The 24997-nt window shown below is 72.6% G+C and carries 25 protein-coding genes; 14 read left to right on the top strand and 11 right to left on the bottom strand.

The genetic code is table 11. The features are described 5' to 3' along the window. Position 1: 1 nt before the first annotated feature. Positions 2-586: a TetR/AcrR family transcriptional regulator gene (locus tag ACQEUX_RS19820; protein WP_433050341.1), complete on the bottom strand. Its 585-nt coding sequence runs from the start codon at positions 584-586 to the stop codon at positions 2-4. 137 nt (positions 587-723) lie between these two features. On the opposite strand from ACQEUX_RS19820, the gene ACQEUX_RS19815 reads away from it, so the two are divergent. The 3 genes from ACQEUX_RS19815 to ACQEUX_RS19805 all read left to right on the top strand — a co-directional run bounded on the left by ACQEUX_RS19815 (position 724) and on the right by ACQEUX_RS19805 (position 3505). Continuing rightward, positions 724-1743, top strand: a complete 1020-nt coding sequence (locus ACQEUX_RS19815) for an aldo/keto reductase (protein ID WP_433050338.1) — start codon at positions 724-726, stop codon at positions 1741-1743. 455 nt (positions 1744-2198) lie between these two features. Next, positions 2199-2468, top strand: coding sequence for a hypothetical protein (locus ACQEUX_RS19810; protein WP_433050335.1), 270 nt, complete (start codon positions 2199-2201; stop codon positions 2466-2468). After that, on the top strand, positions 2468-3505 hold the full coding sequence (locus tag ACQEUX_RS19805; protein WP_433050332.1) for a hypothetical protein: 1038 nt from the start codon (positions 2468-2470) through the stop codon (positions 3503-3505). Before ACQEUX_RS19810 ends, ACQEUX_RS19805 begins: the two co-directional genes overlap by 1 nt. Before the next feature lie 49 nt (positions 3506-3554). On the opposite strand, the gene ACQEUX_RS19800 is transcribed toward ACQEUX_RS19805, so the two are convergent. Both ACQEUX_RS19800 and ACQEUX_RS19795 read right to left on the bottom strand, forming a co-directional pair. Then, positions 3555-4085 carry an SRPBCC family protein gene (locus ACQEUX_RS19800; protein WP_433050329.1) on the bottom strand — a complete coding sequence of 177 codons (531 nt, stop codon included), beginning with the start codon at positions 4083-4085 and terminating at the stop codon, positions 3555-3557. Further along, positions 4086-4397 (bottom strand): ArsR/SmtB family transcription factor, encoded by a 312-nt coding sequence (locus ACQEUX_RS19795; RefSeq protein ID WP_088949605.1) that lies wholly within the window; start codon positions 4395-4397, stop codon positions 4086-4088. A 98-nt stretch (positions 4398-4495) separates the two neighbouring features. On the opposite strand from ACQEUX_RS19795, the gene ACQEUX_RS19790 reads away from it, so the two are divergent. Continuing rightward, a complete protein-coding gene (locus tag ACQEUX_RS19790) occupies positions 4496-5425 on the top strand; it encodes an LLM class F420-dependent oxidoreductase (RefSeq protein ID WP_433050326.1) in 930 nt (309 codons plus the stop codon). A 34-nt stretch (positions 5426-5459) separates the two neighbouring features. On the opposite strand, the gene ACQEUX_RS19785 is transcribed toward ACQEUX_RS19790, so the two are convergent. Beyond that, complete coding sequence (locus ACQEUX_RS19785) at positions 5460-5897, bottom strand: hypothetical protein (RefSeq protein WP_433050323.1); 438 nt, start codon at positions 5895-5897, stop codon at positions 5460-5462. Positions 5898-6082: 185 nt separating this feature from the next. Between ACQEUX_RS19785 and ACQEUX_RS19780 the strand changes: the two genes are divergently transcribed. Both ACQEUX_RS19780 and ACQEUX_RS19775 read left to right on the top strand, forming a co-directional pair. Continuing rightward, positions 6083-6769, top strand: coding sequence for a hypothetical protein (locus ACQEUX_RS19780; RefSeq protein ID WP_433050320.1), 687 nt, complete (start codon positions 6083-6085; stop codon positions 6767-6769). Continuing rightward, complete coding sequence (locus ACQEUX_RS19775) at positions 6766-8049, top strand: FAD-binding protein (protein ID WP_433050317.1); 1284 nt, start codon at positions 6766-6768, stop codon at positions 8047-8049. Before ACQEUX_RS19780 ends, ACQEUX_RS19775 begins: the two co-directional genes overlap by 4 nt. Here the strand turns inward: ACQEUX_RS19775 and ACQEUX_RS19770 are convergent. Continuing rightward, positions 8046-9176: a site-2 protease family protein gene (locus ACQEUX_RS19770; RefSeq protein ID WP_433050314.1), complete on the bottom strand. Its 1131-nt coding sequence runs from the start codon at positions 9174-9176 to the stop codon at positions 8046-8048. The genes ACQEUX_RS19775 and ACQEUX_RS19770 overlap by 4 nt on opposite strands. Positions 9177-9238: 62 nt before the next feature. After that, positions 9239-10093 (bottom strand): alpha/beta hydrolase, encoded by an 855-nt coding sequence (locus ACQEUX_RS19765; RefSeq protein ID WP_433050311.1) that lies wholly within the window; start codon positions 10091-10093, stop codon positions 9239-9241. Positions 10094-10372: 279 nt separating this feature from the next. On the opposite strand from ACQEUX_RS19765, the gene ACQEUX_RS19760 reads away from it, so the two are divergent. From ACQEUX_RS19760 to ACQEUX_RS19745, 4 genes are read left to right on the top strand one after another with little or no spacing between them, the layout of a single operon-like run. Next, positions 10373-11272 carry an ABC transporter ATP-binding protein gene (locus ACQEUX_RS19760; RefSeq protein ID WP_433050308.1) on the top strand — a complete coding sequence of 300 codons (900 nt, stop codon included), beginning with the start codon at positions 10373-10375 and terminating at the stop codon, positions 11270-11272. 1 nt (position 11273) lies between these two features. Next, positions 11274-12080, top strand: coding sequence for an ABC transporter permease (locus tag ACQEUX_RS19755; protein ID WP_433050305.1), 807 nt, complete (start codon positions 11274-11276; stop codon positions 12078-12080). Between the two features lie 26 nt (positions 12081-12106). Then, the gene (locus ACQEUX_RS19750) at positions 12107-13237 is read left to right on the top strand and encodes a sensor histidine kinase (RefSeq protein ID WP_433050302.1); all 1131 of its coding nucleotides are present in this window, start codon (positions 12107-12109) and stop codon (positions 13235-13237) included. Then, positions 13234-13878, top strand: coding sequence for a response regulator transcription factor (locus tag ACQEUX_RS19745; protein ID WP_433050299.1), 645 nt, complete (start codon positions 13234-13236; stop codon positions 13876-13878). Before ACQEUX_RS19750 ends, ACQEUX_RS19745 begins: the two co-directional genes overlap by 4 nt. Before the next feature lie 34 nt (positions 13879-13912). Here the strand turns inward: ACQEUX_RS19745 and ACQEUX_RS19740 are convergent, their stop codons facing one another. Beyond that, positions 13913-14824: a L,D-transpeptidase gene (locus tag ACQEUX_RS19740; RefSeq protein WP_433050296.1), complete on the bottom strand. Its 912-nt coding sequence runs from the start codon at positions 14822-14824 to the stop codon at positions 13913-13915. Positions 14825-14899: 75 nt separating this feature from the next. Continuing rightward, positions 14900-16345: an alpha-amylase gene (locus tag ACQEUX_RS19735; protein ID WP_433050293.1), complete on the bottom strand. Its 1446-nt coding sequence runs from the start codon at positions 16343-16345 to the stop codon at positions 14900-14902. A gap of 278 nt (positions 16346-16623) precedes the next feature. Between ACQEUX_RS19735 and ACQEUX_RS19730 the strand changes: the two genes are divergently transcribed. From ACQEUX_RS19730 to ACQEUX_RS19715, 4 genes are read left to right on the top strand one after another with little or no spacing between them, the layout of a single operon-like run. After that, positions 16624-18240 carry a hypothetical protein gene (locus ACQEUX_RS19730; RefSeq protein ID WP_433050290.1) on the top strand — a complete coding sequence of 539 codons (1617 nt, stop codon included), beginning with the start codon at positions 16624-16626 and terminating at the stop codon, positions 18238-18240. Next, on the top strand, positions 18237-19703 hold the full coding sequence (locus ACQEUX_RS19725) for an NADH-ubiquinone oxidoreductase-F iron-sulfur binding region domain-containing protein (RefSeq protein ID WP_433050287.1): 1467 nt from the start codon (positions 18237-18239) through the stop codon (positions 19701-19703). The genes ACQEUX_RS19730 and ACQEUX_RS19725 overlap by 4 nt, the downstream gene beginning before the upstream one ends. A gap of 14 nt (positions 19704-19717) precedes the next feature. Further along, entirely contained in the window at positions 19718-20341 is a 624-nt protein-coding gene (locus ACQEUX_RS19720) for a TlpA family protein disulfide reductase (RefSeq protein ID WP_433050284.1), read from the top strand. Then, complete coding sequence (locus ACQEUX_RS19715) at positions 20338-21267, top strand: cytochrome c biogenesis CcdA family protein (RefSeq protein WP_433050281.1); 930 nt, start codon at positions 20338-20340, stop codon at positions 21265-21267. The genes ACQEUX_RS19720 and ACQEUX_RS19715 overlap by 4 nt, the downstream gene beginning before the upstream one ends. A gap of 17 nt (positions 21268-21284) precedes the next feature. Here ACQEUX_RS19715 and serS read toward each other — a convergent pair whose 3' ends face one another. From serS to ACQEUX_RS19700, 3 genes are all read right to left on the bottom strand, one after another. Continuing rightward, positions 21285-22568, bottom strand: a complete 1284-nt coding sequence (gene serS / locus ACQEUX_RS19710) for a serine--tRNA ligase (RefSeq protein WP_433050278.1) — start codon at positions 22566-22568, stop codon at positions 21285-21287. Between the two features lie 92 nt (positions 22569-22660). Continuing rightward, positions 22661-23725, bottom strand: a complete 1065-nt coding sequence (locus ACQEUX_RS19705) for a MerR family transcriptional regulator (protein ID WP_433056978.1) — start codon at positions 23723-23725, stop codon at positions 22661-22663. 46 nt (positions 23726-23771) lie between these two features. Further along, a complete protein-coding gene (locus ACQEUX_RS19700; protein ID WP_433050275.1) occupies positions 23772-24968 on the bottom strand; it encodes a saccharopine dehydrogenase family protein in 1197 nt (398 codons plus the stop codon). Between the last annotated feature and the right edge of the window lie 29 nt (positions 24969-24997).

The following is a 24997-nucleotide window of genomic DNA, read 5'->3' as shown; positions in this document are numbered from 1 at the left end:
TCTAGCGTTGGCGCAGCCCCGCGATGAGAAGGCCGACCATGCGACGCGCGTCGTAACGGGGATCGCCGGCGCCGATGCAGAGGTTGCCGACGCCGCGCAGCAACTCGAAGGCATTCACGTCGGCGCGGATCTCGCCCGCCGTGGCGGCGGCGTCGAGCAGCTGGGCGCACACCGGCACGAGGCGGTCGATGAAGTAGGCGTGCAGGGTCTCGAAGGCGGCGTTGTCGGACTGCAGCGCCTCGGCGAGGCCGTGCTTGGTGACCAGGAAGTCGACGAAGAGGTTGATCCAGCTGGCCAGGGCGGCGTGCGGTGTGCCGCTGGACGCCAACAGCGTCGGGCCGGCCTCCGCGCACGCTTCGACCTGGTGTCGGTAGACGGCGACGATGAGGTCGGCGCGCGTCGGGAAGTGGCGGTAGATCGTCCCGACACCGACGCCGGCCCGGGCGGCGATGTCGCGTACGGGCACGTCGACACCGGAGGTGACGAAGGCCGAGGCGGCGGCGTCCAGCAGTGTCGCCTCGTTGCGCCGGGCGTCAGCCCGTTTCCGTGGGACCGGCTGCCCCGACCCGCTGTCGATGTCGGCCACCGCGCCGTTTCCTCCATCACTTGGCAAACGGAACAGCGTTCCGTATGTTTGTTATCGGAACATGGTTCCGCTTGCTCAGGATGCCAGAGCAGGTGAACCAGAGCCAAGCCACGTCGCCGTCTCACGGAGGAAAAATCATGCAGTACCGCACCTTGGGCCGCACCGGCGTCCAGGTCAGCACACTCGCACTGGGCGCGATGAACTTCGGCCAACTGGGGCGTACCACCCAGGACGAGGCGACGGCGATCGTCGACGCCGCCCTGGCGGGCGGAATCAACCTGATCGACACCGCCGACATGTACAGCCAGGGCGAGTCGGAGGAGCTGGTGGGCAGGGCCATCGCCGGTCGTCGCGACGACATCGTTCTCGCCACGAAGGCGGGTATGCCCATGGGCGACGAGCGGAATCATCGGGGCAGCTCGCGCCGCTGGTTGGTCACCGAGTTGGACAACAGCCTGCGCCGCCTCGGCGTCGACCACGTCGATCTCTACCAGATCCACCGGTGGGATCCGACCACCAGCGACGAGGAGACGCTGTCGGCTCTGACCGATCTGCAGCGAGCGGGAAAGATCCGCTACTTCGGCTCCTCGACCTTCCCCGCGTACCGGATCGTGCAGGCCGAGTGGGCGGCCCGGGAGAACCACCTGAGTCGTTACGTCACCGAACAGCCCAGCTACTCGATCCTGCAGCGCGGGGTCGAGACCCATGTCCTGCCCGTCACCGAGCAGTACGGACTCGGCGTGCTCGCGTGGAGCCCGTTGGCCTCGGGCTGGCTGTCCGGCGCGGTCCGTGCGGGCCGGGAGATCACCACCAGCCGCTCGGCGATCCTGCCCGAGCGCTTCGACATCAGCACCCCGACCAACCGGGCGAGGCTCGACGCCGTCGAGCGGTTGGCCACAGTCGCCGACGAGGCCGGCCTCACCATGATCCAGCTCGCGCTCGGATTCGTCACCGCGCACCCCGCCGTGACCAGCGCGATCATCGGTCCTCGCACCATGGACCACCTGCACTCGCAGCTCGCCGCCGCGGACACGGTGCTCTCCGCCGACGTGCTCGACGCGATCGACGCGATCGTCGCGCCCGGCGTCGACCTCGCCGCACACGAGAAGTTCGACACCCCGCCCGCCCTGCTCGACGCGGCACGACGACGTCGCTGAGTCGAGGCGTCCGACAGGAATCCCTGCCAACCGGCGGCGCTGTCACAAACCGGACAAGACGGCAAAGCCCCTGGTAGAGCACGCTTAGCACAGGTGGAGGTAGACGGGTGGCGGGCCACATCCCGATCCTCCGGCCCGGCGGGGACACCAATGTCCGCACCGGCGCCGCCCTCACCCAGCCCGGCCTCGATGCCGCGGCGGTCACGGCACAGACGCCGTGCCGATCGCGCGTACGACAGGCCGTGGCTGCCACCGACACCCCTGCGGGCGCCCGCAGCGGTGCCTCCGCCCACCGGGACAAGGACGTCAGCACCGCCGACAGTCAGGCGACGTCGCCGACCGGCCGTGCCTGCCGTCCCCGTGCCCCGCCGGCCTTTCGCACTGTGGACCCCGCCGGGTCCGGCGTCGCTCGATCGCGCGCCGAGCCCTGGCGGCCGAGCCAGAAAGGGCCCGACATGGCCGCTCCCACCGCGACCGCAGCCCTGAACGCATCCGTCTTCGCGCCGGGTGACCAGATGCTGCTGACCGTCACCTACTCAGACGCCGACACCAGACCGCTGACCGTCACCATCGTGGTCACCGACGCGCAGGGCAACAGCAGTGCGCCGGTCAAGGCCACCGCGGTCATCGACCCGCTCACCGTGACCGTCACCGACAACTCCGGGCGTACCTGGACCCGGGTCTCCGACAACGGCTCCGTGGCCGTGTATCGGTCGGTGGCGTGATGCCCCGGGTCACGGCCCAGGTTCGCGACGCCGCCGGAAACACCGCGACGGCCACCGCCGACTACAGCCTGAGCCAGCCGGTGCTCGGTGGCTACTACCTGTCCGGCGGCGCCGATCCGACCGCCGACATGGCCGGCGGCAACTTCCGGTCGCTCACCCAGTACCGCAGCCTCGCCGACGGGTACATCTTCCCGGGCTACAACCGGCCCTGGCTGATCAACCTGGGGAGGGCCGGGGTGCAGATGAACATGGTCCTTGAGCTGAAGCACTACGGCGCCCCGGACGCGGGACCGCAGACCTTCACCGTGGACGTCACCAACTACACCGTGCCGGCGCCGTCGATGACCATCCAGCAGCGCCCCGGCACCACCTGGCCGAGGGCGTACGGGTACGGCCAGGTGCTCAAGGGCCAGTGTGACGGGCTCCTCCACCGCGCCCTGGCGCAGTACCGGACGCTCGGTTTCGGGGTGAACATCCAACTTGCCTCAGAGTTGGACACCGACCACGAGTTCGGCACCACCGAGGACGGCAAGGCGTACACCTGGGCGGAGTCGGACGCTCGGGCGGTGCAGGCGATGAACTACATCCTCACGTGGTTCAAGGCCCGGACGCTGCCCGCCGGGACGACCTTCTCGGTGGGGCTGGGCGGCTTCGACCGGGCCTGCTTCCAGCGCACCCACCCGGAGTCGCTGATGTCCCGACTCGACTTCCTCCAGTGGAACGCGTACGCCACCAACGCCAGCCACACCGCGCTGGCCCGGTTTCGGCGCACCAAGGACTGGGCGGTGGCGGACCTCGGTCCGGTGGCGCTGTCCCGGCCCGTGATCATCGCGGAGTGGGGGGTCCGGGCGGCCGAGATTCCGAACCAGGCGGCCTGGATCGCCACCGTGCCGGCGGCGATCGCCCAGCTCAACGCCGAGCGCGGGCCGCGGATCGTGCGGACCAACTACTTCAACTCCGGGTGGGGCACCCTGACGCCGAAGCCGGACGGGTTGGCCGCGCTCCGCGCCGCGTACGCCAAGCGGCCGTACGTCTGACCGGGTTCCGGCGGCTCCGGGGTGCCGGGGGCCGCCGGGGCGATACCGGTCAGTCCGCACCGAGCCGTTCGGCGTAGGCGTCGCGGAGTTCGGGCCAGCCGAAGTCCTTGGCCTCCGCACCGCGGATCGGGCCGACCGGGTCGCCGTCGAGCAGCCGGTCGGCCACGTCGAGGCAGAGGTGCCAGCCGGCCGCGACCATCGGCAGCATGCCCCCGTCGGCGAGGGTGTGCCGCAGGGTGAGCCGGGTGCCGCTGCCCAGCGGGCTCAGCTCCCAGCGCAGCAGGTCGTCGCCCCAGGTGTACTCCAGCAGGTGCGGTGGCTCGGCCCGGCGTACCGTCGCCGGGTCCTGCTGGGTGGTCTCGCCGTCGACCAGGGTGAGCACGGCGGCGCCGGTGTGGCCGAGATCGCGGTCGGCGAGAAACGGCGCCCACCGCGCGAGCTGGCTCGGGTCGGTCAGTGCCGCCCAGACGGTGGCTGGCGGATGCCGCAGGTCGCGGACGAAGACCAGGGTCGCGCCGGGCTCGGCGGGCTCGGCGCGTACGTCGGCGGGTGGGCTCGGGCGGAACGCGTCGCGGTCCATTCACTGCTCCTGACTGTCGAGGTGCCGTTCCAGGGCGTCCAGGTGTCGGGCCCAGAGTCGCCGGTACGGGTCCAGCCAGCCGTCGACGGCCCGCAGCGGACCCGGGTCGAGGCGGTAAATCCGCTGTCGAGCGGCCGTCCGGCAGGTGACGAAGCCGGCGTCGCGAAGCACCCGCAGGTGTTTGGAGACGGCTGGCTGGCTAACTCCTAGCCCATCGACCAGCTCGCCGACGCTTCGTTCGGCGTCGCGGAGCTGATCGAGGATCCGGCGTCGGGTGGGCTCGGCGAGGACGGTGAAGGCGTCGGTGGACACCTGTTTAATATGCCTCCTCGGTCATATAACTGTCAAAGCATATGACCGGGGTCTCCATCCCGACGCGGCACCGCCGATCGGCTCCCTATGCTCGGATCATGGAACTGCGGATCTTCACCGAACCCCAGCAGGGTGCCAGCTACGACCAGTTGCTCGCCGTCGCCCGCTGCGCCGAGGACGCTGGCTACGGCGCGTTCTTCCGGTCCGACCACTACCTGATGATGGGTGACGTGACCGGCGAGCCCGGCCCCACCGACGCGTGGACCACCCTGGCCGGCCTGGCCCGCGACACCAGCCGCATCCGGCTCGGCACGTTGATGACCGCCGCCACCTTCCGGCTGCCCGGCCCGCTGGCGATCACCGTGGCGCAGGTCGACCAGATGAGCGGCGGCCGGGTGGAGCTGGGCATCGGCACCGGCTGGTACGCCGAGGAGCACACCGCGTACGGCATCCCGTTCCCGCCGCTGGCCGAGCGGTTCGACCGGTTGGAGGAGCAGCTCGCGGTGATCACCGGGCTCTGGGCCACGCCGCCGGGGGAGCGTTTCGACCACGCCGGTCGGTACTACCCGGTCAGTGACTCGCCCGCACTGGCCAAGCCGGTGCAGCAGCCACGCCCACCGATCCTGCTCGGCGGGATGGGCCCGAAGCGCACGCCCCGGCTGGCCGCCCGCTACGCCGACGAGTTCAACCTGCCGTTCGCCTCGGTGCCGGACACGGCGGCGCAGTTCGACCGGGTCCGCGCGGCCTGCGTCGAGGTCGGCCGGGACCCGGCCGAGATGGTCTGGTCCAACGCCCTGGTGCTCTGCTGCGGGCGCGACGACGCCGAGGTGGCCCGCCGGGCTGCCGCCATCGGCCGCGAACCGGACGAGCTGCGGGCCAACGGCCTGGCCGGGACGCCCGGTGAGGTCCTGGACACCATCGGTCGGTACGCGGAGATCGGTAGTGAACGGCTCTACCTGCAGGTGCTGGACCTCAGCGACCTGGAGCACCTTGAGCTGGTCGCCGACGAGGTGATGGCGAAGCTCTGAGCCGGTTCGACCGTCGCGGCGCGGTGCCGCTCGCTCAGGCGCGGCGGTGGGCGCCACCGCCCGTCCCGACCATGTTCGGGTCGCGCAGCACGGTGTCCAACCGCCCGTCCCGGTCACTGTCCACATAGGTGATGTCCGGCACCCCGTCGCCGTCCACGTCGATCTGGACGACGTCGGCGACGCCGTCGCCGTCGAGGTCGGTCACCACCTCCACCGAGCCGTCCAGGTGCCGGGTCACGATCGTCTGCGCCCCGGCGCCGGACGCGCGTGGCGGCGGCCCGGGTGCCGGCACCGGCGTCGGGGCCGGCGCGGGTGCCGGTGTGGGACGGGGCCCGGGCGTGGGCGCCGGGTGGCTCGGCAACCCGCCCACCGGCGGGGCGCTGGCCTGCTCGACCCCGGTGCCGGTGGGGTCCAGCTCCTCCTCGGAGGGGAAGACGTCGCCCCGTGGGGCCGGATCACGGTAGCTGCTCATGGGCGTAGGGTTCCCCGGCGATGACGAGAACAACCGTGCCCGATCGACCGGTGTCCTCGGTGCCCGGTTTGGCGGAAGATGCTGACACCGACGCCACGGTCATGAACGGGGGTCCGAGCGTGGAATTGCGCCGGAATCGGGGGGCCCGTGCGCTCGCCCTGGTGTGCGTACTCGGTGGAGTGCTCTTGTTGGTCTATCCCAGCGACGGCGCCCTACTACGGACGATCATCGCAGTGGGGGCGATCGCGCTCGGCGCGGTCGCGCTGGTCAGCGCGCTGCGGCCGTTCCGGTTCGGGATCAACGCGGACGGGCTCAGCATCCGGCGGCCCGGCCTGCGCCGGGAGATCCGGTGGGCCGAGGTCGACGCGCTGGTCCTCGACGAGCCGCCCCGACGCGACGGCTACTCGACACCGCCGCGCCTGCTGCTGGTGCCTGTGCCCGGTGTGACGCTTGAGCCGGTGACCGCCCGACACCCGCTCGACGGCCGCCCGGCAATTGAGGTGCTCGTCCTCGACCAGGTCCGCGAGCAGCCCGAGCAGGTGTCCGCCGCGCTCGCCCGCTACGCCGGCGACCGTTTCGTCGACCTGCTGACTCTGCGACGCGCCGCCTTCGCTGCCCCGGACCTCCCGGTCGGCCTGCGTGGCTACCAGATGGACCGGGTCGACCGGTTGATCCGACGCGGCCAGGACGCCCTGATGTCCGGGGACGCGTCGACCCGGCAGGCGGCCCGGGGGGAGATCGAACGCGCCACTGCCGCCGGCCTGCCGATCGCTCAGCGTGGCTACAACACGTTCCAGACGGATACGGTTCTGGACGCCCTCGTCGCCGCGTTGGCCGACCACCAGACCACCGATCGGGAGACCGCCACATGACCGCGCCCGGACAGAACGCCACCTCGGCCACCGAAGCCGACGTTCCGCGCCGCAACTGGGCCGGCAACGTTCGGTACGCCGCGCGGGCGTTCCACCGGCCCACCTCCACCGACGAACTGCGCCGACTCGTCGCCGGCAGCACGCGGATCCGGGCGGTGGGCAGCGGGCACTCCTTCAACCGTTTCGGCGACACCGACGGCGATCTGGTCAGCCTCGCCGGGCTGCCGCCGGTCGTCGACGTGCACCACGAGCGTGGGCAGGTCACCGTGAGCGGCGCGCTGCGCTACGGCGACATCGCCCGACAGCTGCACACCCAGGGGTACGCGCTGGCCAACCTCGCCTCGCTGCCGCACATCTCGGTGGCCGGCGCGGTGGCCACCGCCACCCACGGTTCCGGCCAGACCCACGGCAACCTGGCCAGCGCGGTCGCGGGCCTGGAGCTGGTCACCGCCGACGGCGATCTGCTGCGGGTCGACCGCGACACCGACGGGGACACGTTCGCCGGCATGGTGGTCGGGCTCGGCGCGCTCGGCCTCGTCACCCGGGTCACCCTGGACGTCGTGCCGACCTTCAAGCTGCGCCAGTACGTGCGCCTCGACCTGCACCGGGAGGCGCTGGACGAGGCGCTCGGCTCGGCGTACAGCGTGAGCGTCTTCACCGACTGGCGTACGCCCCGGCTACGCGAGGTGTGGCGCAAGCAGGTGGCGGACCAGCCGCCGCCCCCGGCGGACTGGCTCGGCACCACCGCCGCCGACCAGCCACGACACCCGGTGCTCGGGATGCCTGCGGAGAACTGCACCCCCCAGCTCGGCGTCCCGGGCCCGTGGCACGAGCGGCTGCCGCACTTCAAGCTCGGCTTCACCCCGAGCAGCGGCGACGAGTTGCAGTCTGAATACCACCTGCCGCGTACGGCGGTGTCCGACGCGCTCGCCGCGCTGGACGATGTGGCGCACCGGATCGCCCCGGTGCTGCACGTGTGCGAGGTGCGTACCGTGGCGGCCGACGAGCTGTGGCTCAGCCCGAACCACCAGCGGGACAGCTTCGTGCTGCACTTCACCTGGATCGACGACGCCGCAGCCGTGCTGCCGGTGGTGGCCGCGGTGGAGGAGCGCCTGGCACCGTTCGCTCCCCGCCCGCACTGGGGCAAGGTCTTCGTCACCGACCCGGCGGAGCTGGCCGTCCGCTACTCGAGGTACGCCGACTTCACCGCCCTGCTGACCGACCTGGACCCGGCCGGGAAGTTCCGCACCGACCTGCTGGACCGATACTTCCCCCGCTAACCGCGCGCGGTGCGGAGGGTGCCGCGTTGGACGGCGCGGCTGATGTCGCTGGGGGAGACGATGCCGACCAGTTGGCCGTCCGTCACCACCAGGGCGCGGCCGTCGGCGCACTCACTGAGCCGGGGGAGCAGGTCGTTGAGCTGTTCACCCGGCTGGGCCAGGACCAGTTCGTCGGTCCGGCAGGCCACCTCCGCCAGCGTGGTCGACGCCCGCCGCTCGGCCGGTACGCCCCGCACCCGGTCGACGGTGACCAGGCCGGTCGGTCGGCCCTCCTCGGTCAGCGGCAGCGCCGAATGCCGGTACGCGAACAGGTAGTGGTCGACGAAGTCGGCGACCGTCATCTCCGCCGAGGCGGTCTGCGGCTGCGGGGTCATCACATCGCCCACCCGGATTCCCCGCAGCGCGCTGCCGGTGCGGGCCTGCCGCTCCTCCATCCCGGCGGCACCGATCAGGAACCAGCCGATCAGGGCCAACCAGAGCCCACCGAAACCGACCCCGGACAGGAACTGCCACAGCCCGAGACCGATGAGCAGCACGCCCAGCACCCAGCCGGCCCGGGCGGCGACCACGGAGGCCCGGGTCCGGTCACCGGTGGCCTTCCAGACCGCCGCGCGCAGCAACCGGCCGCCGTCGAGGGGCGCGGCCGGCAGCACGTTGAAGACGGCCAGCAGCACGTTGATGCCGGCCAGCCAGGCCATGACCCCGAGCAGCAGCCCGCCCTGCCCGGCCAGCGCGAGCACTGCGGCGATGACGCCGAAGAAGGCCCCGATCAGCAGGCTGACCAGCGGCCCGACCCCGGAGATCCGCAGCTCCGCGCCCGGGTTGCGGGGCTCGCCCTTCAGCTCGGCCACACCACCGAACAGCCACAGGGTGATGCCCCCGACCTCCAGGCCGTTGCGCTTGGCGACGATCGCGTGGGACACCTCGTGGGCGAGCAGGCCGACGAAGAAGACCACCGCCGCGGCCAGCCCGGCGATCGCGTACGCCACGGGCGAGCGGTCGGGGTACGAGCGGGGAAACTGGTTGGCGGCCAGCCCCCACGCGATCAACGCGAAGATGACCAGAACGCTCCAGTTGACGCCGACGGGCACCCCCGCGACCCGGCCAAGCCGGAAACTCGCCCTCATCCCTTGCCGTTACCCCCGGCCGGGCTGCCCATGCGCTCAGCGGCACAGCCGGTCTGGCCGGTTCAGCGGCGGGGGCTCTCGCTGGCGATGGTCGCCTCCCGGGGCAGTGCCGCCGCGCGTAGCGCCCAGTCCAGCGCGTAGTCGGCGATGTCCTCCCAGCCGTCCTGCCCGACGGTGAAGTGCGACCGGCCGGGGAACTCCTGGTACGCGGTGAGCGCCCGGGACTTCTGATACAGCGCCGCGTTGGCGCGTACCACCGACGCCGGCACCACGTGGTCGACCTCGCCGGCCATCAGCAGCAGCGGCGCGCGGTCGTCGCGCCCGACGTCGACGCGGGCGGGCGAGCGCGGGTCGACGTTGGCGAACGCACCCTCGAAGAACACCCGCCCCGCACCGGGTACGGCATAGCGCTGCCAGGCCCGGTCTGAGTCTTCGCGGCTCATCGCGTTGCCGAACGTGTAGGCGAAGTCGTCCGGGGTGAACGGGACGGCCCTGTGCCGGTTGGCGGGGCTGCGCAGGATCGGGAAGCCGGAGCGCAGCTGGCTCAGCGGCACCTTGAGCACGCCCTTCACGGCTGCCGGGTGCACCCCCACCGCGGCGGCGCCGAGGCCCCGGTCGACAAGGATCTGGGCGAACAGGCCGCCGAACGAGTGCCCCATGATGATCGGCGGTCGGGGCAGCGCCCGGATGATCCGGTCGTAGTGCGCGACGATCGTGGCGATGCTCTGCTCGGCGATCGGGCCGGGGTCGTCGCGCAACTGCTCGACGGGCCGGTCCATGCCGGGCCAGGCGGGAGCGATGACGTGCATGCCGCGCGTGGTGTACCGCTCGGCCCACCCCTCCCAGCTGCGCGGGGTCATCCAGAGCCCGTGGATCAGCACGATCGTGTCGACCTGCCCCTGCGGCGTGGCACCCATCGCGTCCTCCCGGTGTCGTGGCCCCCGGCGGTTACCCGTTGGCGCGCCTGGAATTCCTCCGTCGAGGGGTCTCGCACCGGCGGGTCGGGTTCGGCGGCGGATGTGCCGGTGAGCGTGATGACGCACGGGCATATTGATGACTCGGGGGCATCACGCTCGTCGCGGTGTTCGCCCGCGCGGAGATCACTCTCCGTGTCCTCAACCACCTGACAAATGTCACGGTCGGGACGTGACGACCGCTCCGGGCACACGGGTACGCAACGCCGGAGCATCAGTGACATGACCAGTACGCATCCGGCTGTCGATTTGGACGGCCTCACCAAGACCTTCGGCGCGGTCACCGCGGTCGACGGGTTGAGCCTGCGGGTGCAATCCGGCGAGGTGGTGGCCTTCCTCGGCCCGAACGGCGCGGGCAAGACCACCACGATCGACATGCTGCTCGGGCTGGCCCGCCCGGACGCGGGCACCGTCCGTATCTTCGGTGGCACCCCGGACAACGCGGTGGCCCGGGGTCGGGTCGCCGCCGTACTCCAGACCGGCGGGCTGCTCAAGGACCTCACGGTGGGTGAGACGGTCCAGATGACCGCGCACTTCTACCGGCACACCCGCCCGGCCGCCGAGGTGCTGGAGCGGGCTGGCATCGCCGACATCGCAGAGCGGGTGGTCGGGCGCTGCTCCGGCGGCCAGCAGCAGCGGCTGCGCTTCGCGTTGGCCCTGCTGCCCGACCCGGACCTGATGGTGCTCGACGAGCCGACCACCGGTATGGACGTCGAGGGCCGGCGGGACTTCTGGCAGGCCCTGCGCCGTGACGCCCGGTCCGGACGGACCGTCATCTTCGCCACCCACTACCTGGACGAGGCGGACGCGTACGCCGACCGGATCGTGCTGGTCCGGCAGGGGCGCGTCGTCGCCGACGGCACCACCGCGGAGATCAAGAACCTGGCCGCCGGCCGTACGGTGCGGGCCACCCTGCCCGGCGCCGACCAGGCCGCTCTCGCCGCGCTGCCCGGTGTGGACGCCGTGGAGGTGCGCGGCGACAGCGTGCTGGTGCGCACGGGCGACTCGGACGCGATCGCCCGGTACCTGCTCAACCGGACCGCCGCCCGGGACGTGGAGATCACCTCCCGCAACCTCGAGGACGCCTTCCTCGCCCTGACCACCGCGCACACCGGAGCCTGAGATGACCACCCTGTCGGCCGCCCCCACCCCCATCCCCACCGACCAGCCGGACCGTCGACTGCCCGCCCTGGGCGGGTTCGCGCCGGGAGTCCTGCGCATCGAGCTGCGCCGGGTGCTGCGCAACCGCCGCACCCTCGCCTTCACGCTGATCATGCCGGGTGTCTTCTTCCTCATCTTCGGGCTGCCGCAGGGCGGGCAGTTGCTGGACAACGGCCGCCCGGTGACGGCGTACATCATGATCAGCCTGGCCGTGTACGCGGCCATGGTGGCGACCACCAGCGCCGGTGGCGCGGTGGCCACCGAACGAGCGCTGGGCTGGAGCCGGCAGCTGCGGCTCACCCCGCTGCGTCCGACCGCGTACGTGGCCACCAAGCTGATCACCGCGATGACCCTCGGCCTGCTTGCGGTCGTCGTCGAGTTCGCGGTGGGCGCCGCGGCCGGCGTCCGCGTCCCGGCGTACGTCTGGCTGCTGTCCGGGCTCGCCGCCTGGGTGGGTTCACTGGTCTTCGCCGCGTTCGGTCTGTTCATCGGCTACCTGGTGCCGGCCGAGAACGTCATGCAGTTCATCGGGCCGATCCTGGCCGTGCTGGCCATGTTCGGTGGGTTGTTCGTCCCGGTGGAGGTGCTGCCGGACGTGCTCCAGCAGGTCGCGAGGTTCACCCCGGTGTACGGCATGGGTGAGCTGGCCCGCGCCCCACTGACCGGCGACGGGGTGAGCACGGCGGCGGTGGTCAATCTCGTCGTCTGGGCGCTGGTCTTCGGCGTGGGTGCGGCCCGGCTGTTCCGCCGGGACACCGCGCGGGTCTGACCGCCGCGACGGCTAGCGTGAACCCGATGGACCTCTCGACGGGGCAGGCCTGGCCGGCGAGCCGCCACTGGCGGTTCACCGGCTGGTTGTTGGCGGCGGTCTGGCTGTTCTTCCTCAACGTGCCGATCGCCACCTCCCTGCACCAGCCGCAGCCGTGGCGACGGGTCCTCGGCGTGACGGCCCTGGTCGCCTTCGGCATCGGCTACGTGCTGCTGTTCCAGTGGGCTCGCCGGCTGCGTCAGTCACTGCGGCCGATCCCGGCAGGCCGAGCACGAGTGGGCCTCCTGCTGCTGCTCGCGGTGGGCCTGGCCAGCATCCCGGGCGCGGACGGGGACTGGCTGGCCACCCTGGTCTACGTGGCCGCGGCCGGGGTGTTCCTGCTGGCAGCGTGGGAGGCGGCGGCCGTCGTGGCAGTCTGCGCGGTGACTCCCGTCGTGGCCGCCTGGCTGGTGCCGGGGTGGGAGGCGGAGAGCACCATCGTCTTCGCGGTGCTGCTGGCCTCGTTCGCCATGTTCGGGGTGTCGCGGTTGGCCCAGCGCAACGGTGAACTCCAGGCCGCCCAGCAGGAGATCGGCCGGCTCGCGGTCGCCGAGGAGCGGGCCCGCACCGCCCGTGATCTGCACGACATCCTCGGGCACTCACTGACCGTGGTGGCGATCAAGGCCGAGTTGGCCGGCCGGCTGATCGAGGTGGACACCGACCGTGCCGCCGCCGAGATCGCCGAGGTGGAGGGGCTGGCCCGGGCGGCGCTGTCCGACGTACGGCAGACGGTTGGGGCGTACCGCGAGGTCACCCTCGCCGCGGAGCTGGCCGGCGCCCGCTCCGCGCTGGCCGCGGCGGGCATAGCGGCGGACCTGCCGGCCGAGGTGCCGGCGCTGCCGGACGAGTCGGACCGGTTGTTCGCTTGGGCGGTACGGGAAGGGGTTACCAACGTGGTCCGGCACAGCGGGGCGCGGTGCTGCACGATCCGGGTACACCCGGATCGGGTCGAGGTGAGCGACGACGGCCGTGGCCCGTCCACTCCCGACGCCACCCGGCACGGGCTGATCGGCCTGCGCGAGCGGGCGCGGCGGCTCGACGCTGCGGTGAGCGTCGGCCGCCGGCCGGGCGGGAGCGGCTTTCTGCTGCGGGTGCAGGTGCCGGCGGAGGCCCGGTGAGCGGCCACGGTGGTGAGCCGCCCACGTCGATCCGGGTGCTGCTCGCCGACGACCAGGCTCTGGTCCGGGGGGCGTTGGCCGCGCTGCTCTCGCTGGAAAAGGATCTGACCGTGGTGGCCGAGGTCGGCCGGGGTGACGAGGTGGTGCCCGAGGCCCTCCGGTGCGCCCCCGACGTCGCCCTGCTGGACGTGGAGATGCCCGGCATGGACGGGATCGCCGCCACCGCCGCGTTACGCGCCGCGCTGCCGACCTGCCGGGTGCTGGTGGTGACCACCTTCGGCCGGCCCGGCTACCTGCGTCGGGCGATGGAGGCCGGCGCGAGCGGTTTCGTGGTCAAGGACACCCCGGCTCGGCAACTCGCCGACGCGGTCCGCCGGGTGCACGCCGGCCTGCGGGTGGTCGACCCGACGTTGGCCGCGGAGACCCTGGCCACCGGGGTCAGCCCGCTGACCGAGCGGGAGACCGAGGTGCTGCGGACGGCCCGGGGCGGCGGCACCGTCGCCGACCTGGCGGGGGCACTGCACCTGTCCGAGGGGACGGTACGCAACCACCTCTCGGCGGCGATCGGTAAGACCGGTGCCCGCAACCGGGCCGATGCGATCCGGGTCGCCGAGCAGAACGGCTGGCTGCTCGGCGAGTGAGCGTCGCCGCGTCGCGGGCGGAGAGCGGCGGCGCTCAGGCGGTCGGCGGCGGGGTGGGCAGCCGGTCGACGACCACCACGCTGGTGCCGGGGCGGACCTCGGCGAGCAGTTCCCGCTGACCGCTGCGGGTCAGCCGGATACAGCCGTTGGTGGTGTTCTCGCCCAGCTCGTCGTCGTTGTACCAGGTGTGCACGCCGATGTGCGCACCGCGCAGGCCGGCCGGCACCGACTCCGGGTCGTCGGGCACCGAGCCGAGGGCGTAGATGTCCACCCCGCCGTACACCTCCTCGGGCGGCGGGGTGCGGCCCAGGATGAAGGTGCGCCCGAGCGGGGTTTCCTGCCCCGACTGGCCGAGGCTGACCTCCCAGGAGCGCACCGCCTTGCCAGCCCGGTACCAGGTGAGCCGGTGGACCTTGCGCTCCACCACGATCTGGTCGCGCAGCGGCACGGTGTCGAACCCGCCGGGCGGCAGCCAGGCGAGCCGTCGGTTGGCCGAGGGCAGCAGGACGGCCGTCCAGCCGGCGCGCCGGTCGGCGATCGGCATGGTCAGCTCGACGCCGCGGATCGACGGTTCGAGGAAGGCTCGCGGACGACCGCCGGGTGCGTCGTATGCGGCGATCCGCTTGGTCGGGTGCGCGCCCTCGGTCAGTGGCGTCGTGTCCATGGTGGCCGGATCGGCGGGGAACCCGCCGGGAGCGGGGTCGTAGTCGACCACCGGCAGCCCGGCCGGGGCGGGCGCGGCCGGCGGGACAGACTCCTCGGGGCTCTGCTCGACACTGCTCGGGCTCGGGTCGGCTGCCGCGACGACCCGGTCGTCGGGGGCCGTCGAGCGCGGGGTGAGGGCCTGACCGACCAGCAGCGCGGTCACCAGCAGTGCGGATACGGCGATGGCGGCGGCCACCCAGCCGGCGCGGCGGCGGGTCGGAGACATTCGGTCAAACGGCACCAAACCACTCTAAGGCGCCGGACCGCCCGGGGCCCCCGGTTCGGCGATACCCGCCGGCCGGAGGCCCCGAGCGATTCAGACCCGTGCGCCGATGTGGATGGCCACGGCGTCGTGTGCCGCAACGTTGGCCGCGAACCACCCGTTACCGTCCACCGTGATCACCGGCCCGCTGCACGTGCCGCCCGCGTACGTCCCGTGGATGACGTCGCAGTACCGACCGGCGGGCAGCCCGGTGTAGTACGAGCGGCCGTTCACCGCGGAGTCCTCGTCGTTGACGGTGATGAAACCCTTGCCGCTGCGGCTGAACGCGATGTGGTTGTTGCCGTTGTCGTACCAGTTGGCCACGCCGGCGCCCTCGGTGGCGTTGCGGAAGCCGACCATGTTGGCGATCACCGGCCAGCGGTGCTCGCACTCCCACCCGGAGTAGCAGGTGGTGTTCAACGTCTTGTTGGCGCCGTCGGACGGCGGGCCGGCGTCCCGGTTGCTGAAGGTGTAGCTGGACATGACGGTCGGCGAACCGTACGGCCAGGCCAGCATGAACGCGTTCGCCAGCGCGTAGATGCCGCGATCTCGGTAGGTGAGCACCCCGCCGACGTCGCGCTGGGTGTCGTGGTTGTCGACGAACACCGAGGCCGGCCCGGTGGGCAGGTGCCCCCAGCCCTCGCCGAAGTTGCGCAGATAGGCCAGCCGCTCCGAGCGGAACGCCCGGGCCAGGTCCTTGCCGTAGCGGAACTCGTGCACGTCACCGTTGCCGGTGTACTCGATCGGCTGGACCGGCTCGCCGGCACCGTGGATGACCTCCTGCACGATGTACGCCGAGCGGGAGAGCTTGCCCCTGATCGCGGCGATGTCGGCGGCCGGCATGTGCTTGCTGGCGTCCATCCGGAAGCCGTCGACGCCGAGGGAGAGCAGGTCGTTGAGGTACGACGCGATCTTCGTACGGACGTAGTCCGACTCGGTCTTCAGGTCGGAGAGGTTGACCAGTTCGCAGTTCTGCACCTCGTACCGGTCGTTGTAGTTGACGATGTCGTCGCCGCCGTTACGCCCGCAGTGGTGGAAGTCCTGCGTCTGGTAGATGCCGGGGTAGTCGTAGTGCGAGTAGGACGAGCCGGCCCAGCCGGTGCCGCCGTTGTCCTGACCGGACATGTGGTTGATCACCGCGTCGACGATCACCTTGACCCCGGCGGCGTGGCAGGTGTTCACCATCGACTGGAACTGGGCCCGGGTGCCCTTGCGGGACTCGATCCGGTAGCTGACCGGCTGGTACGCCAGCCACCACTGGTTGCCCCGGACGTGTTCCTGTGGGGGAGAGACCTGGACGTAGCCGTAGCCCTTGGGGCCGAGCGTGTTCTGGCACTCGCTGGCCACCGAGGGCCAGTTCCACTCGAAGAGCTGGACGATGACCTTGTTGCCGCCGGACGGGGCGGCGACGGCCGGGGGTGCCGCCACGGTGGTGGGGACGAGCAGGCTGACGACCAGGCCGAGGGCGAGGATCGTCGAGCCGCGTCGACGTCGGTGCATCGGGACTCCTGACGCGGGCGGGGGTGGGGGTGGTGGTGCGGCGGGGAAGCGCCGGGCTGTCGGAATCTTGCAACCTGGGCTGAAATTTTCCGAAAGGTTACAAGCGTATTGCAGTGGCTGTCAATGCATGGACATTCGTCACTGTCCATTCAGGTGCGCGGGCGCGGGTACAACGCACGTCGGCACCACTTGGTTCGATCGCGCCCGAGAAATTTTCGTCCGCGACTGATCCGCGCACCCCGCCGGTCCGTACTGGATGGGGGAGCAGGGGTCGGCCGGTGGTACGCCGCCGCGAGACGATCGAGGAGCAGATGGCCCGGGCACAGCAGAACCAGAAGCCGGCCACCGTCCGGACCAGCACCAGCAGTCGGGGGGTACGCACACCGTCGCGGCCGGCGGCCGCCATGCTGATCGCGTCCATGATCGCCGCGCTCTGGGCGGCGATCATGTTGACCGGCGCCGGACAGACGGCGTACGCGTACGGCTTCTTCTTCACCGAGTTCTTCGCCGGGGTGATCGCCCTGGTGTCGTTGAGCCTCACCGTGATGCTCGGCCTGCTCGCCACCGACCGGCTGGTGCTGCGCATCTCGCACCGGGTGCTGATGCAGTCGGCGCACCGGGCCACCGGCGTGCTGGGCGTGGCCGGGCTCGGTTTCCACGTCCTCACCAAGATCGCCACCGGTCGGGCGGCGGCGACCGACGCGCTGGTGCCGTTCGTCGGCGGTCGAGGGCTCTACGTCGGGCTCGGCACGGTGGCCGCGCTCCTGATGGTCAGTGTGATCTGGACCGGCATCATCCGGGCCCGCTTCGCCGGCGTCGGTCCGAAGTGGCTGTGGCGCACCCTGCACTCCACCGCGTACCTGGCCTGGCCGTTCGCCGTACTGCACGGCCTCAACGCCGGGCGGGCCGCGGCGTCCTGGGTCGTGCTCAGCTACCTCGGTTGCATCCTGCTGGTGGTGCTGGCCCTGCTGGTCCGGCTCTCGGTCACCATCGGGCGGCGCAGCCGCGAGCAGCACCAGGCCGCCGTCCGGAACGCGGCGATGGCCGGCCGGGCCGGCGAGGAGGGCCGTGGCCGATCGCTGCTGTCCGGCCTCGGTCGACGGCGCAACTCCGATGCGGACAAGCGTCCCGCGTGGGCGGAGACCACCACCGCCACCTGGGCCGCACCGGCCGGGCGGCGCGACCCCGAACGGTTCACCGTCCCGGTGGTGCCCGAGCCCGGCTCCCTCGTCGAGTCGACCCGGCCCAGCCGGCGTCGGCGTGAGGAGGAGCCCGCCGCCCGCCGGGACACCGAACGGTCCCCGCGCGGCCGGCGCGAGGAGGAACCCTCGACCCGCCGGTCGACCCGCCGCAGCACCGAGGACACCGGCACCCGTCGACGTGACGAGGAGGAGCTGGAGCCGGTGGCCCGGCGACGCGGCTCGCGTACCCGGGACGAGGCTGCCGCGACGGGGCGGCGACGCGCCGAGGAGCCGGCCGCCGAGCGGTCCCGCCGCCGGTCCCGCGCCGAGGACGACGGCAGCCGGTACTCGGCGCCGCCGCAGCTCGACGAGCCCGAGGAGCCGTGGGACAGCCCGCGCCGGTGGCAGGCCGCCGAGCCGATCTCGGCCGAGCCGATCTCCGGCAGCCCGATCTCGGCGGCGCCCCGCAGTGGCAGCGGCCGGCACAGCGCAGAGGACGACCTGCCGGAGGAGCCGGACTACTGGCGCCCACCGGCCCGGTACGTGCCGGACGAGGTGCCGCCACCCGTCGACGACACCCCGACCCTGGTCGACCTGGCCTCCCGGCGCGCCAAGCGGGCGGCGGGCGAGGGCCGCTCCGCCAAGCGCCGCAAGGCCAGCGCGGACGCGGTGGACGGGGCGTACTGGGCCGGGCTGCGGGGTGAGGCGAAATGATGCGGACGGCCGTGCCACCGGTCGCCTGTGTGGGCGAGCCCCGGCTCACCGCCGGCTTCGCCGAGTTCGGCCGGCTCGACCTGGCCGCGCACGAGGAGGTGCACGGACCGATCGGCCCGATGGAGCCGGCGCAGCTGCTCCGGCTCGCCGAGGGCATGCAGCTCAAGGGCAAGGGCGGTGCGGGTTTCCCGTTCGCCCGCAAGCTGCGCGCCGTGCTGGAGTCCTGCGAGCGGCAGGACCTCGCCGCCGTGGTGGTGGTCAACGCCACCGAGGGGGAGCCGGCCAGCTGGAAGGACAAGGTCCTGCTCACCCGCGCCCCGCACCTGATCCTGGACGGCGCGGCGTTGGCCGCGTACGCGCTGGACGCCGACGAGATCGTGATCGGCGTGGCCGACGGGATGGTGGGCCGGGACTCGCTGATGGAGGCGTTGGAGGAGCGCCGGATGCCGGTGCCCACCACCATCGTCAGCGTGCCGCACCGGTTCATCTCCGGCGAGGGTGGCGCACTGGTCAACGGGATCAACGGTCTGCCGCACATTCCGCCCGGCACCAAGAAGCGCTCCAGCGACTCCGGCGTCAGTGGGCTGCCCACCCTGCTGTCCAACGCCGAGACGTACGCCCAGCTCGCCGTCGCCGCCCGCCTCGGCCCGTACGAGTACGCGGCCCTCGGCACCGACGACGAGCCGGGCACCGTGCTGCTCACCGTGACCGGCGCGGCGGCCCGGCCGGCCGTGGTCGAGTGCACCGCCGGCATGCCGCTGCGCGACGTCCTCGACCTGTGCGAGGTCCCGGACGTCCAGGGCATCCTGATGGGCGGCTACCACGGCAAGTGGATCACCCCGGAGGCGGCGGAGAAGGCCGAGGTCTCCCGCAAGGGCCTGGCCGCGGTCGGTGGCACCCTCGGCGCGGGCATCATCGTTCCCCTCGGTGTCGACACCTGCCCGCTCGGTGAGGCGGCCCAGGTGGTGCGCTATCTGGCCGGCGAGTCCGCCGGCCAGTGCGGACCGTGCAAGATGGGCCTGCCGGACCTGGCCCGCGCGGTGGACCTGGCCGTCGCCGGCAGCCAACCGGCCGATGTGGTGCGGGCCGCCGCCGGCGAGGTGAAGGGCCGGGGCGCGTGCAGCCACCCCGACGGCACCGCCCGGTTCGCGCTCTCCGCGATCGAGGTCTTCGCCGAGGACCTACGGCTGCACAGCACCGGCGACGGTTGTGGTCGCCGGGTCAGGGGCGTGATGGGGCTGCCGGGCGCACCCGACGTCAACCCGCAGAAGCTCACCCTGGACTGGTCGCGCTGCGACGGGCACGGCCTGTGCGCGCACGTCGTCCCGGATTTCATCCGGCTCGACGCGAACGGATACCCCGCCTTCCCGCCCACCCCCGTGCCGACGTGGCTGCGGGAGGGTGCGCTGAAGGCGGTCAAGGTGTGCCCGGAGCTGGCCCTCCGACTCGCCAAGGCCGAGTAGGAACGGAGACGCGGATGCGCAGTTGGCACCCATGGAGGCGGCGGTCGCGGGTTGGCGCGGCACGGCGGGCCGGCACCGCCGCGGTCCTGACCGCCGCACTGCTCGCCACGGTCTCCTGCACCGGCACGGCCACCCCGGCGCCGGCGGCCGCCGGCACCGCGCCGGCCACCGCGAGCGCCGCACCGGCCACCGCCACCCCGACCGGCTCGCCGAGCGCGGCACCCGTACCGGTCCCGGACGTTCTGCGTTTCACCGGGACCACCCTCACCGGTGCCACCTTCGACGCGGCACAGCTCGCCGGACGACCCGTGGTGCTGTGGTTCTGGGCGCCGTGGTGCGCCACCTGCGCCAGCCAGGCCTGGACGGTGGCCGAGATCGCGCCCCGATACCGGGACACCGTGCCGATCGTCGGCGTCGCCGGGCTGGGCGGGCGGAAGGCCATGAAGGAGTTCGTCACCGAGTTCGACCTCGCCGGGATGCCACAGATCGAGGACGGCAAGGGCGCGCTCTGGAAGCGGTTCGAGGTGACCGAGCAGAGCATCTTCGTGATCATCGACCGGGACGGCACGATCGTTCACCGGGGCTTCCTGGACGGTGAGGCGCTCACCGCCAAGGTCGCCGCGCTGGCCGGGGCGTGACCGCCACACTGCTGCTCGCGCTGACCGCCGGCATGCTCGGCGCCGTCAACCCGTGCGGCTTCGCGTTGCTGCCCGCGTACCTCTCGCTGTTGGTCGCCGGGACTTCGGACGCCCGCGGCGCGGTCGGCCGCGCGCTCACCGCGGCGGCCGGGCTCACCCTGGGGTACGTGCTGGTCTTCGGTGCGTTCGGCCTGGCGCTCGCGCCGTTGGCCGGCTGGCTGCGGCCCCGCCTGCCGTGGCTGACCGTGGCGCTCGGCGTGCTGCTGGTGGTGGCCGGCTGCTGGCTGATCGCCGGCCGGCGCCTGCCCGCCCCCGGCTGGTCCGCGCGGGCGCCCCGGCTCACCCGGTCCTGGCCGTCGATGGTGCTGTTCGGCGCGGCGTACGCGCTGGCGTCGCTCGGCTGCGCCATCGCGCCGTTCCTGGCCATCGTGGTGACCAGCCTCCAGGCCGGGTCGACCGGCCGTGGGTTGGCGCTGTTCGGCGCGTACGCCCTCGGGATGGGTCTCGTGGTCGCGGTCGCGGCGCTCGGCGTGGCGTTGCTGCGCGACGGGCTGGTGGCCCGGCTGCGCGTCGCCGGTGCGCTGGTGCCCCGCCTCAGCGGCCTGGTGCTACTGCTCGCCGGCGGTTACGTCGCCTGGTACGGCTGGTACGAGCTACGGCTCGCCGCCGGCCGCCGCGACGCGCTGCGCGACCCGGTGATCCGGGTGGCCTCCCAGGTCCAGCAAGCCCTGGCCAACGCCGTCGACACCGCCGGCCCACCCCTGCTCCTGACCACCCTGGCCGCACTCCTGCTGGCATCAACCCTGACCCGCCGCCCCCGCCCCCGCCCCCGCCACCCTCGCCCCCGCGATCTTGCAGTTTCTGTGGCGACAGAAGCCGCAGAGAACCACGTTTCGGAGACCGAAACTGCAAGATCGACGGGATGAGGGGGCTCGGGTCAGGGTCAGCGCGGGGTCAGGCGGTCGGTGCCCAGGCGGTCCTGGAGGACCTTGGGGATCAGGACACTGCCGTCGGGTTGCTGGTACTGCTCGAGGATGGCCGGGAAGAGCCGGCTGGTGGCCAGCGCCGAGCCGTTGAGGGTGTGCACGAAACGGGTCTGCTTGCCGCCCGGCTCCCGGTAGCGGATCGCCGCCCGACGCGCCTGGTAGTCGCCGGCCCAGGAGACCGACGACACCTCCTTGTACTTGCCGGTGCTCGGCATCCACACCTCGATGTCGAGGGTCTTCTTCATCGAGGCGCTGGCGTCACCGGCCGAGAGCAGGCTGCGCTGGTAGTGCAGGCCCAGCCCCTCGACCAGGCTCTCCGCGTGGGCGAGCATCTCCTCCAGAGCCGCGTCGGCCTGCTCCGGCAGGGTGAACTGGAAGATCTCCACCTTGTTGAACTGGTGCCCACGCACCGTGCCGCGCTCGTCCGAGTGCGAGCCGGCCGACTCCCGCCGGTAGCACGGGGTGTACGCGAAAGCCTTCAGCGGCAGCTTCGGGGTCTCCAGGATCTCGTCCTGGTACGCGCCGAGGATCGCCGTTTCCGACGTGGGCAGCAGGAACTGCCCGCGCGGGGCGGACTCCCGGTCCAGGTGGTAGACGTCGTCGTAGAACTTGGGGAACTGCCCGGCGGCGAAGCCGGCCGAGTCCAGCAGCAGGTGCGGCGGGAGCAGGAACTCGTACCCGGCCCTGATGTGCTGGTCGACGAAGTAGTTGAGCAGCGCCCACTCCAGCCGGGCGCCGAGCCCCGTGTAGATCCAGAAACCGGACCCACCGAGCTTGACCCCGCGCTCGTAGTCGACCAGGCCCAGCGCGCGGCTCAGCTCCACGTGGTCGCGGACCTTCTCGATGGCCGGCGGCGCACCGAAGGTCTTCACCACCCGATTGGCTTCCTTGCCGCCGGCCACGACGTCGTCGGCCGGAAGGTTGGGCAGCTCACTCATCGCCGTGCGCAGCCGCGTCTGCACCTCGTCCAGCTGGGACTCCAGCTCGGCGAGCTGCTTGCGCTCCGCCTCCGGCGCGGTCGCCTCCGGCTCGGTGCCGGCACGCTTCGCCTGCGCGTACGCCCGGGCCTCCGCCTTGCGGCGCTGCCGCTCGGCGTCGATCTCCGTGATCAGGGTGCGGCGTTCCTGGTCGAGCCGCTGGATCTCGTCCAGGGCACGGGTGACCTCGGCGGGATCCAGACGCTTCGCCAGCGCGGTCGCCACCGCCTCGCGATCCTTCCGGATCAACTCCATGTCGAGCATGCTGCTCCGTACGCCTCCGTCCGGGGTCAGGTGGACCACCAGATGCTACCGTCGCGCCCCTTTCGGTCCGGGACGGGGAGTGACGGCCCGGTTCAGAGCTGGATCGGCATCAGCATGGAGAAGGTGTCCGCGTCGTCCGGGCAGCGTACGGCCAGCGGGGCGATCGGCCCGTCCAGCTCCAACACCAGTTGCGGCGCGCCGGCCGCGTTCAACGCGTCCAGCAGGTAGCCACCGTCCACCCCGACTCGCAGCGCGTCCGAGGTCAGCTCGGCGGCGGGGAGCAGGCGTAGGCCGCCCCGGTCGTCGAGCCCGAGCACGGTGACCTCCCGCGGCTCGCCACCGTGGTCGCGGGCCACCGTGGGGGCCTCCGGGTCAGCCAGCGCGGCGCGCAGCGCCGCCACGTCCACCGGGATCCGGCGAGCGGCCGGCCGGTCCTCGACGGCCTCGCGCACGAGCCGCCGGTAGTCCGGGAAGTCGTAGGGCAGGGCGGTGCCGCTCAGTGTCCGGCCGGCCACCTCGATCCGCAGGTCGGCACCGGACGCGCTCACCCGCACCGGCCGGGTGCCGGCGCCGTCGAGCAGCGCGCGGAGCTGGTCGATGAGGGCCACGGGAACGAGCACCCGCACCGGCGGGCCGTCGACGGTGGCCCCGACCCGGGCCAGCGCGAGCCGGTGCCGGTCGGTGGCGACGAGCCGGACGCCGTCGGGCTCCCCGTCGAGCAGCACGCCGGAGAGCACCGGCAGCTCCGGGTCGGTGCCGACGGCGAAGCGCACCGCGTCGACCGCGGCGGCCAGCCCGGCGGGGGAGAGCAGCAGCGTGGTGGTGGCGGGCTGGACCGGATCGACCAGTGCCCGGAGCCGGACGACCTCCCGGCGGGCGTCGGTGAGCCCGTCCGCCAGCCGGCGCAGGTGCGTGTCGAGCAGCCGGTGCACCTCGGCCGGCTCGGCGCGTACCGCGGCGGCGATCTCCGGCACCGGCATACCGATCCGGCGCAGACCGGCCACCAACCGGGCCGGGCCGACCTGCTCCTGCGTGTACCAGCGGTAGCCGGTCACCGGGTCGACCAGGGTCGGCTCCAGCACCCCCGCCGAGTCGTAGAAGCGCAGCGCGCTGACGGTCAGGCCGCTGGCCCGGGCCAGCTCGCCGATGCTCTGCAGGTCGCTCTCCACGCGGGGAATCCTGCCCCCTCGACCTGGTGGAGGGTCAAGTCGAGCGCTCCGGCGTCTCCTGCTTGAGCACCCGGAAGGTGAGCCCGGCCCGGATGAGCCGGTCGAGCAGCGCGTCACCCATCGCGGCGACCGGGGTGAGCTGACCGGTGGTCGGCGGCAGCTCGTCGAGCGCCAGGCAGAGCGTCGACTCGGCGAGCATCTTCGCCGTCTCGTCGTAGCCCGGGTCGCCGCCAGCGACCTCGGTGACCACCCGCCGGCCGCCGCCGGTGCCGACGAACCGGACCCGGAACCAGGACGCCGCCCGCTGCTGCGGGGTGGGCCCCTGCCCGGAGGCGAGCCGGCCCAGCAACCAGCGTCGGCTGGGCGGCAGCTTCACCAACCCGATCAGCGCGCCGATTCCGGCCGCGCCAGCCAGCACGGTGGGCAGCCGCTGCACGGCGGCGAAGTGCCGGTAGCGGAAGTCCGGGCCGTACTCCGGGCGGGCAGCCGCCGAGCGGCGGACCACCTGCGGATCGATGGTCGGCAGCGGCACGGTCCAGATGCCCAGCTCGGCCGAGTGGGCCAGCCGTCCGGGCACCGCCCGGACCCGGCGGTCCGTGGGGCGCGGCTCGACCGCCCGGCGGTCCCGGGCGGCCCGGCTGGCCTGCCCGGTACGGGAGAACGCGGTGAGCGCCGAGTGGTAGGTGCCGGCAGAGAACCGGCCACCGGCGCGCACGTAACCGTCCACGGTGATCGACACGTCGGCGGGCAGGTGCTTGACGGTGAACCAGACGCCCAGGTCGTGCGGGATGGAGTCGAACCCGCAGGCGTGCACCAGCCGCGCGCCGGTGCGGGTCGCCTCGGCGTGGTGGCGCACGTACATCAGGTCGACGAACTCCGGCTCCCCGGTGATGTCCAGGTAGTCGGTGCCGGCCCGGGCGCAGGCGGCGACCAGCGGCTCCCCGTGGTGGATGTACGGGCCGACGGTGCTGGCCACCACCCGGGCGCTCTCCGCCACCGCGCGCAGCGAGTCGGCGTCGGTCACGTCGGCGGTGAGCAGTGGCAGGTCGGCCAGCGTGGGGTCGATGGCGGCGAGCCGACCCCGTACGGCGGCGAGGCGTTCCGGGTTGCGACCGGCCAGCGCCCAACGCAGCCCGGCCGGCGCGTGCCGGGCCAGGTACTCGGCGGTCAGGCCGCCGGTGAACCCGGTCGCTCCGAACAGCACCACGTCGTACGTTCGCTCCCCAGCCATGCCCAGAGTCTGCCATCCGCCGTCGCCGA

Origin of the sequence: Micromonospora sp. CA-259024 (assembly GCF_050936255.1) — a bacterium.
In the GTDB taxonomy this organism is placed as follows: domain Bacteria; phylum Actinomycetota; class Actinomycetes; order Mycobacteriales; family Micromonosporaceae; genus Micromonospora.
Note: the sequence above shows the minus strand (reverse complement) of the source record. Positions and strands in the feature narration are given on the sequence as shown.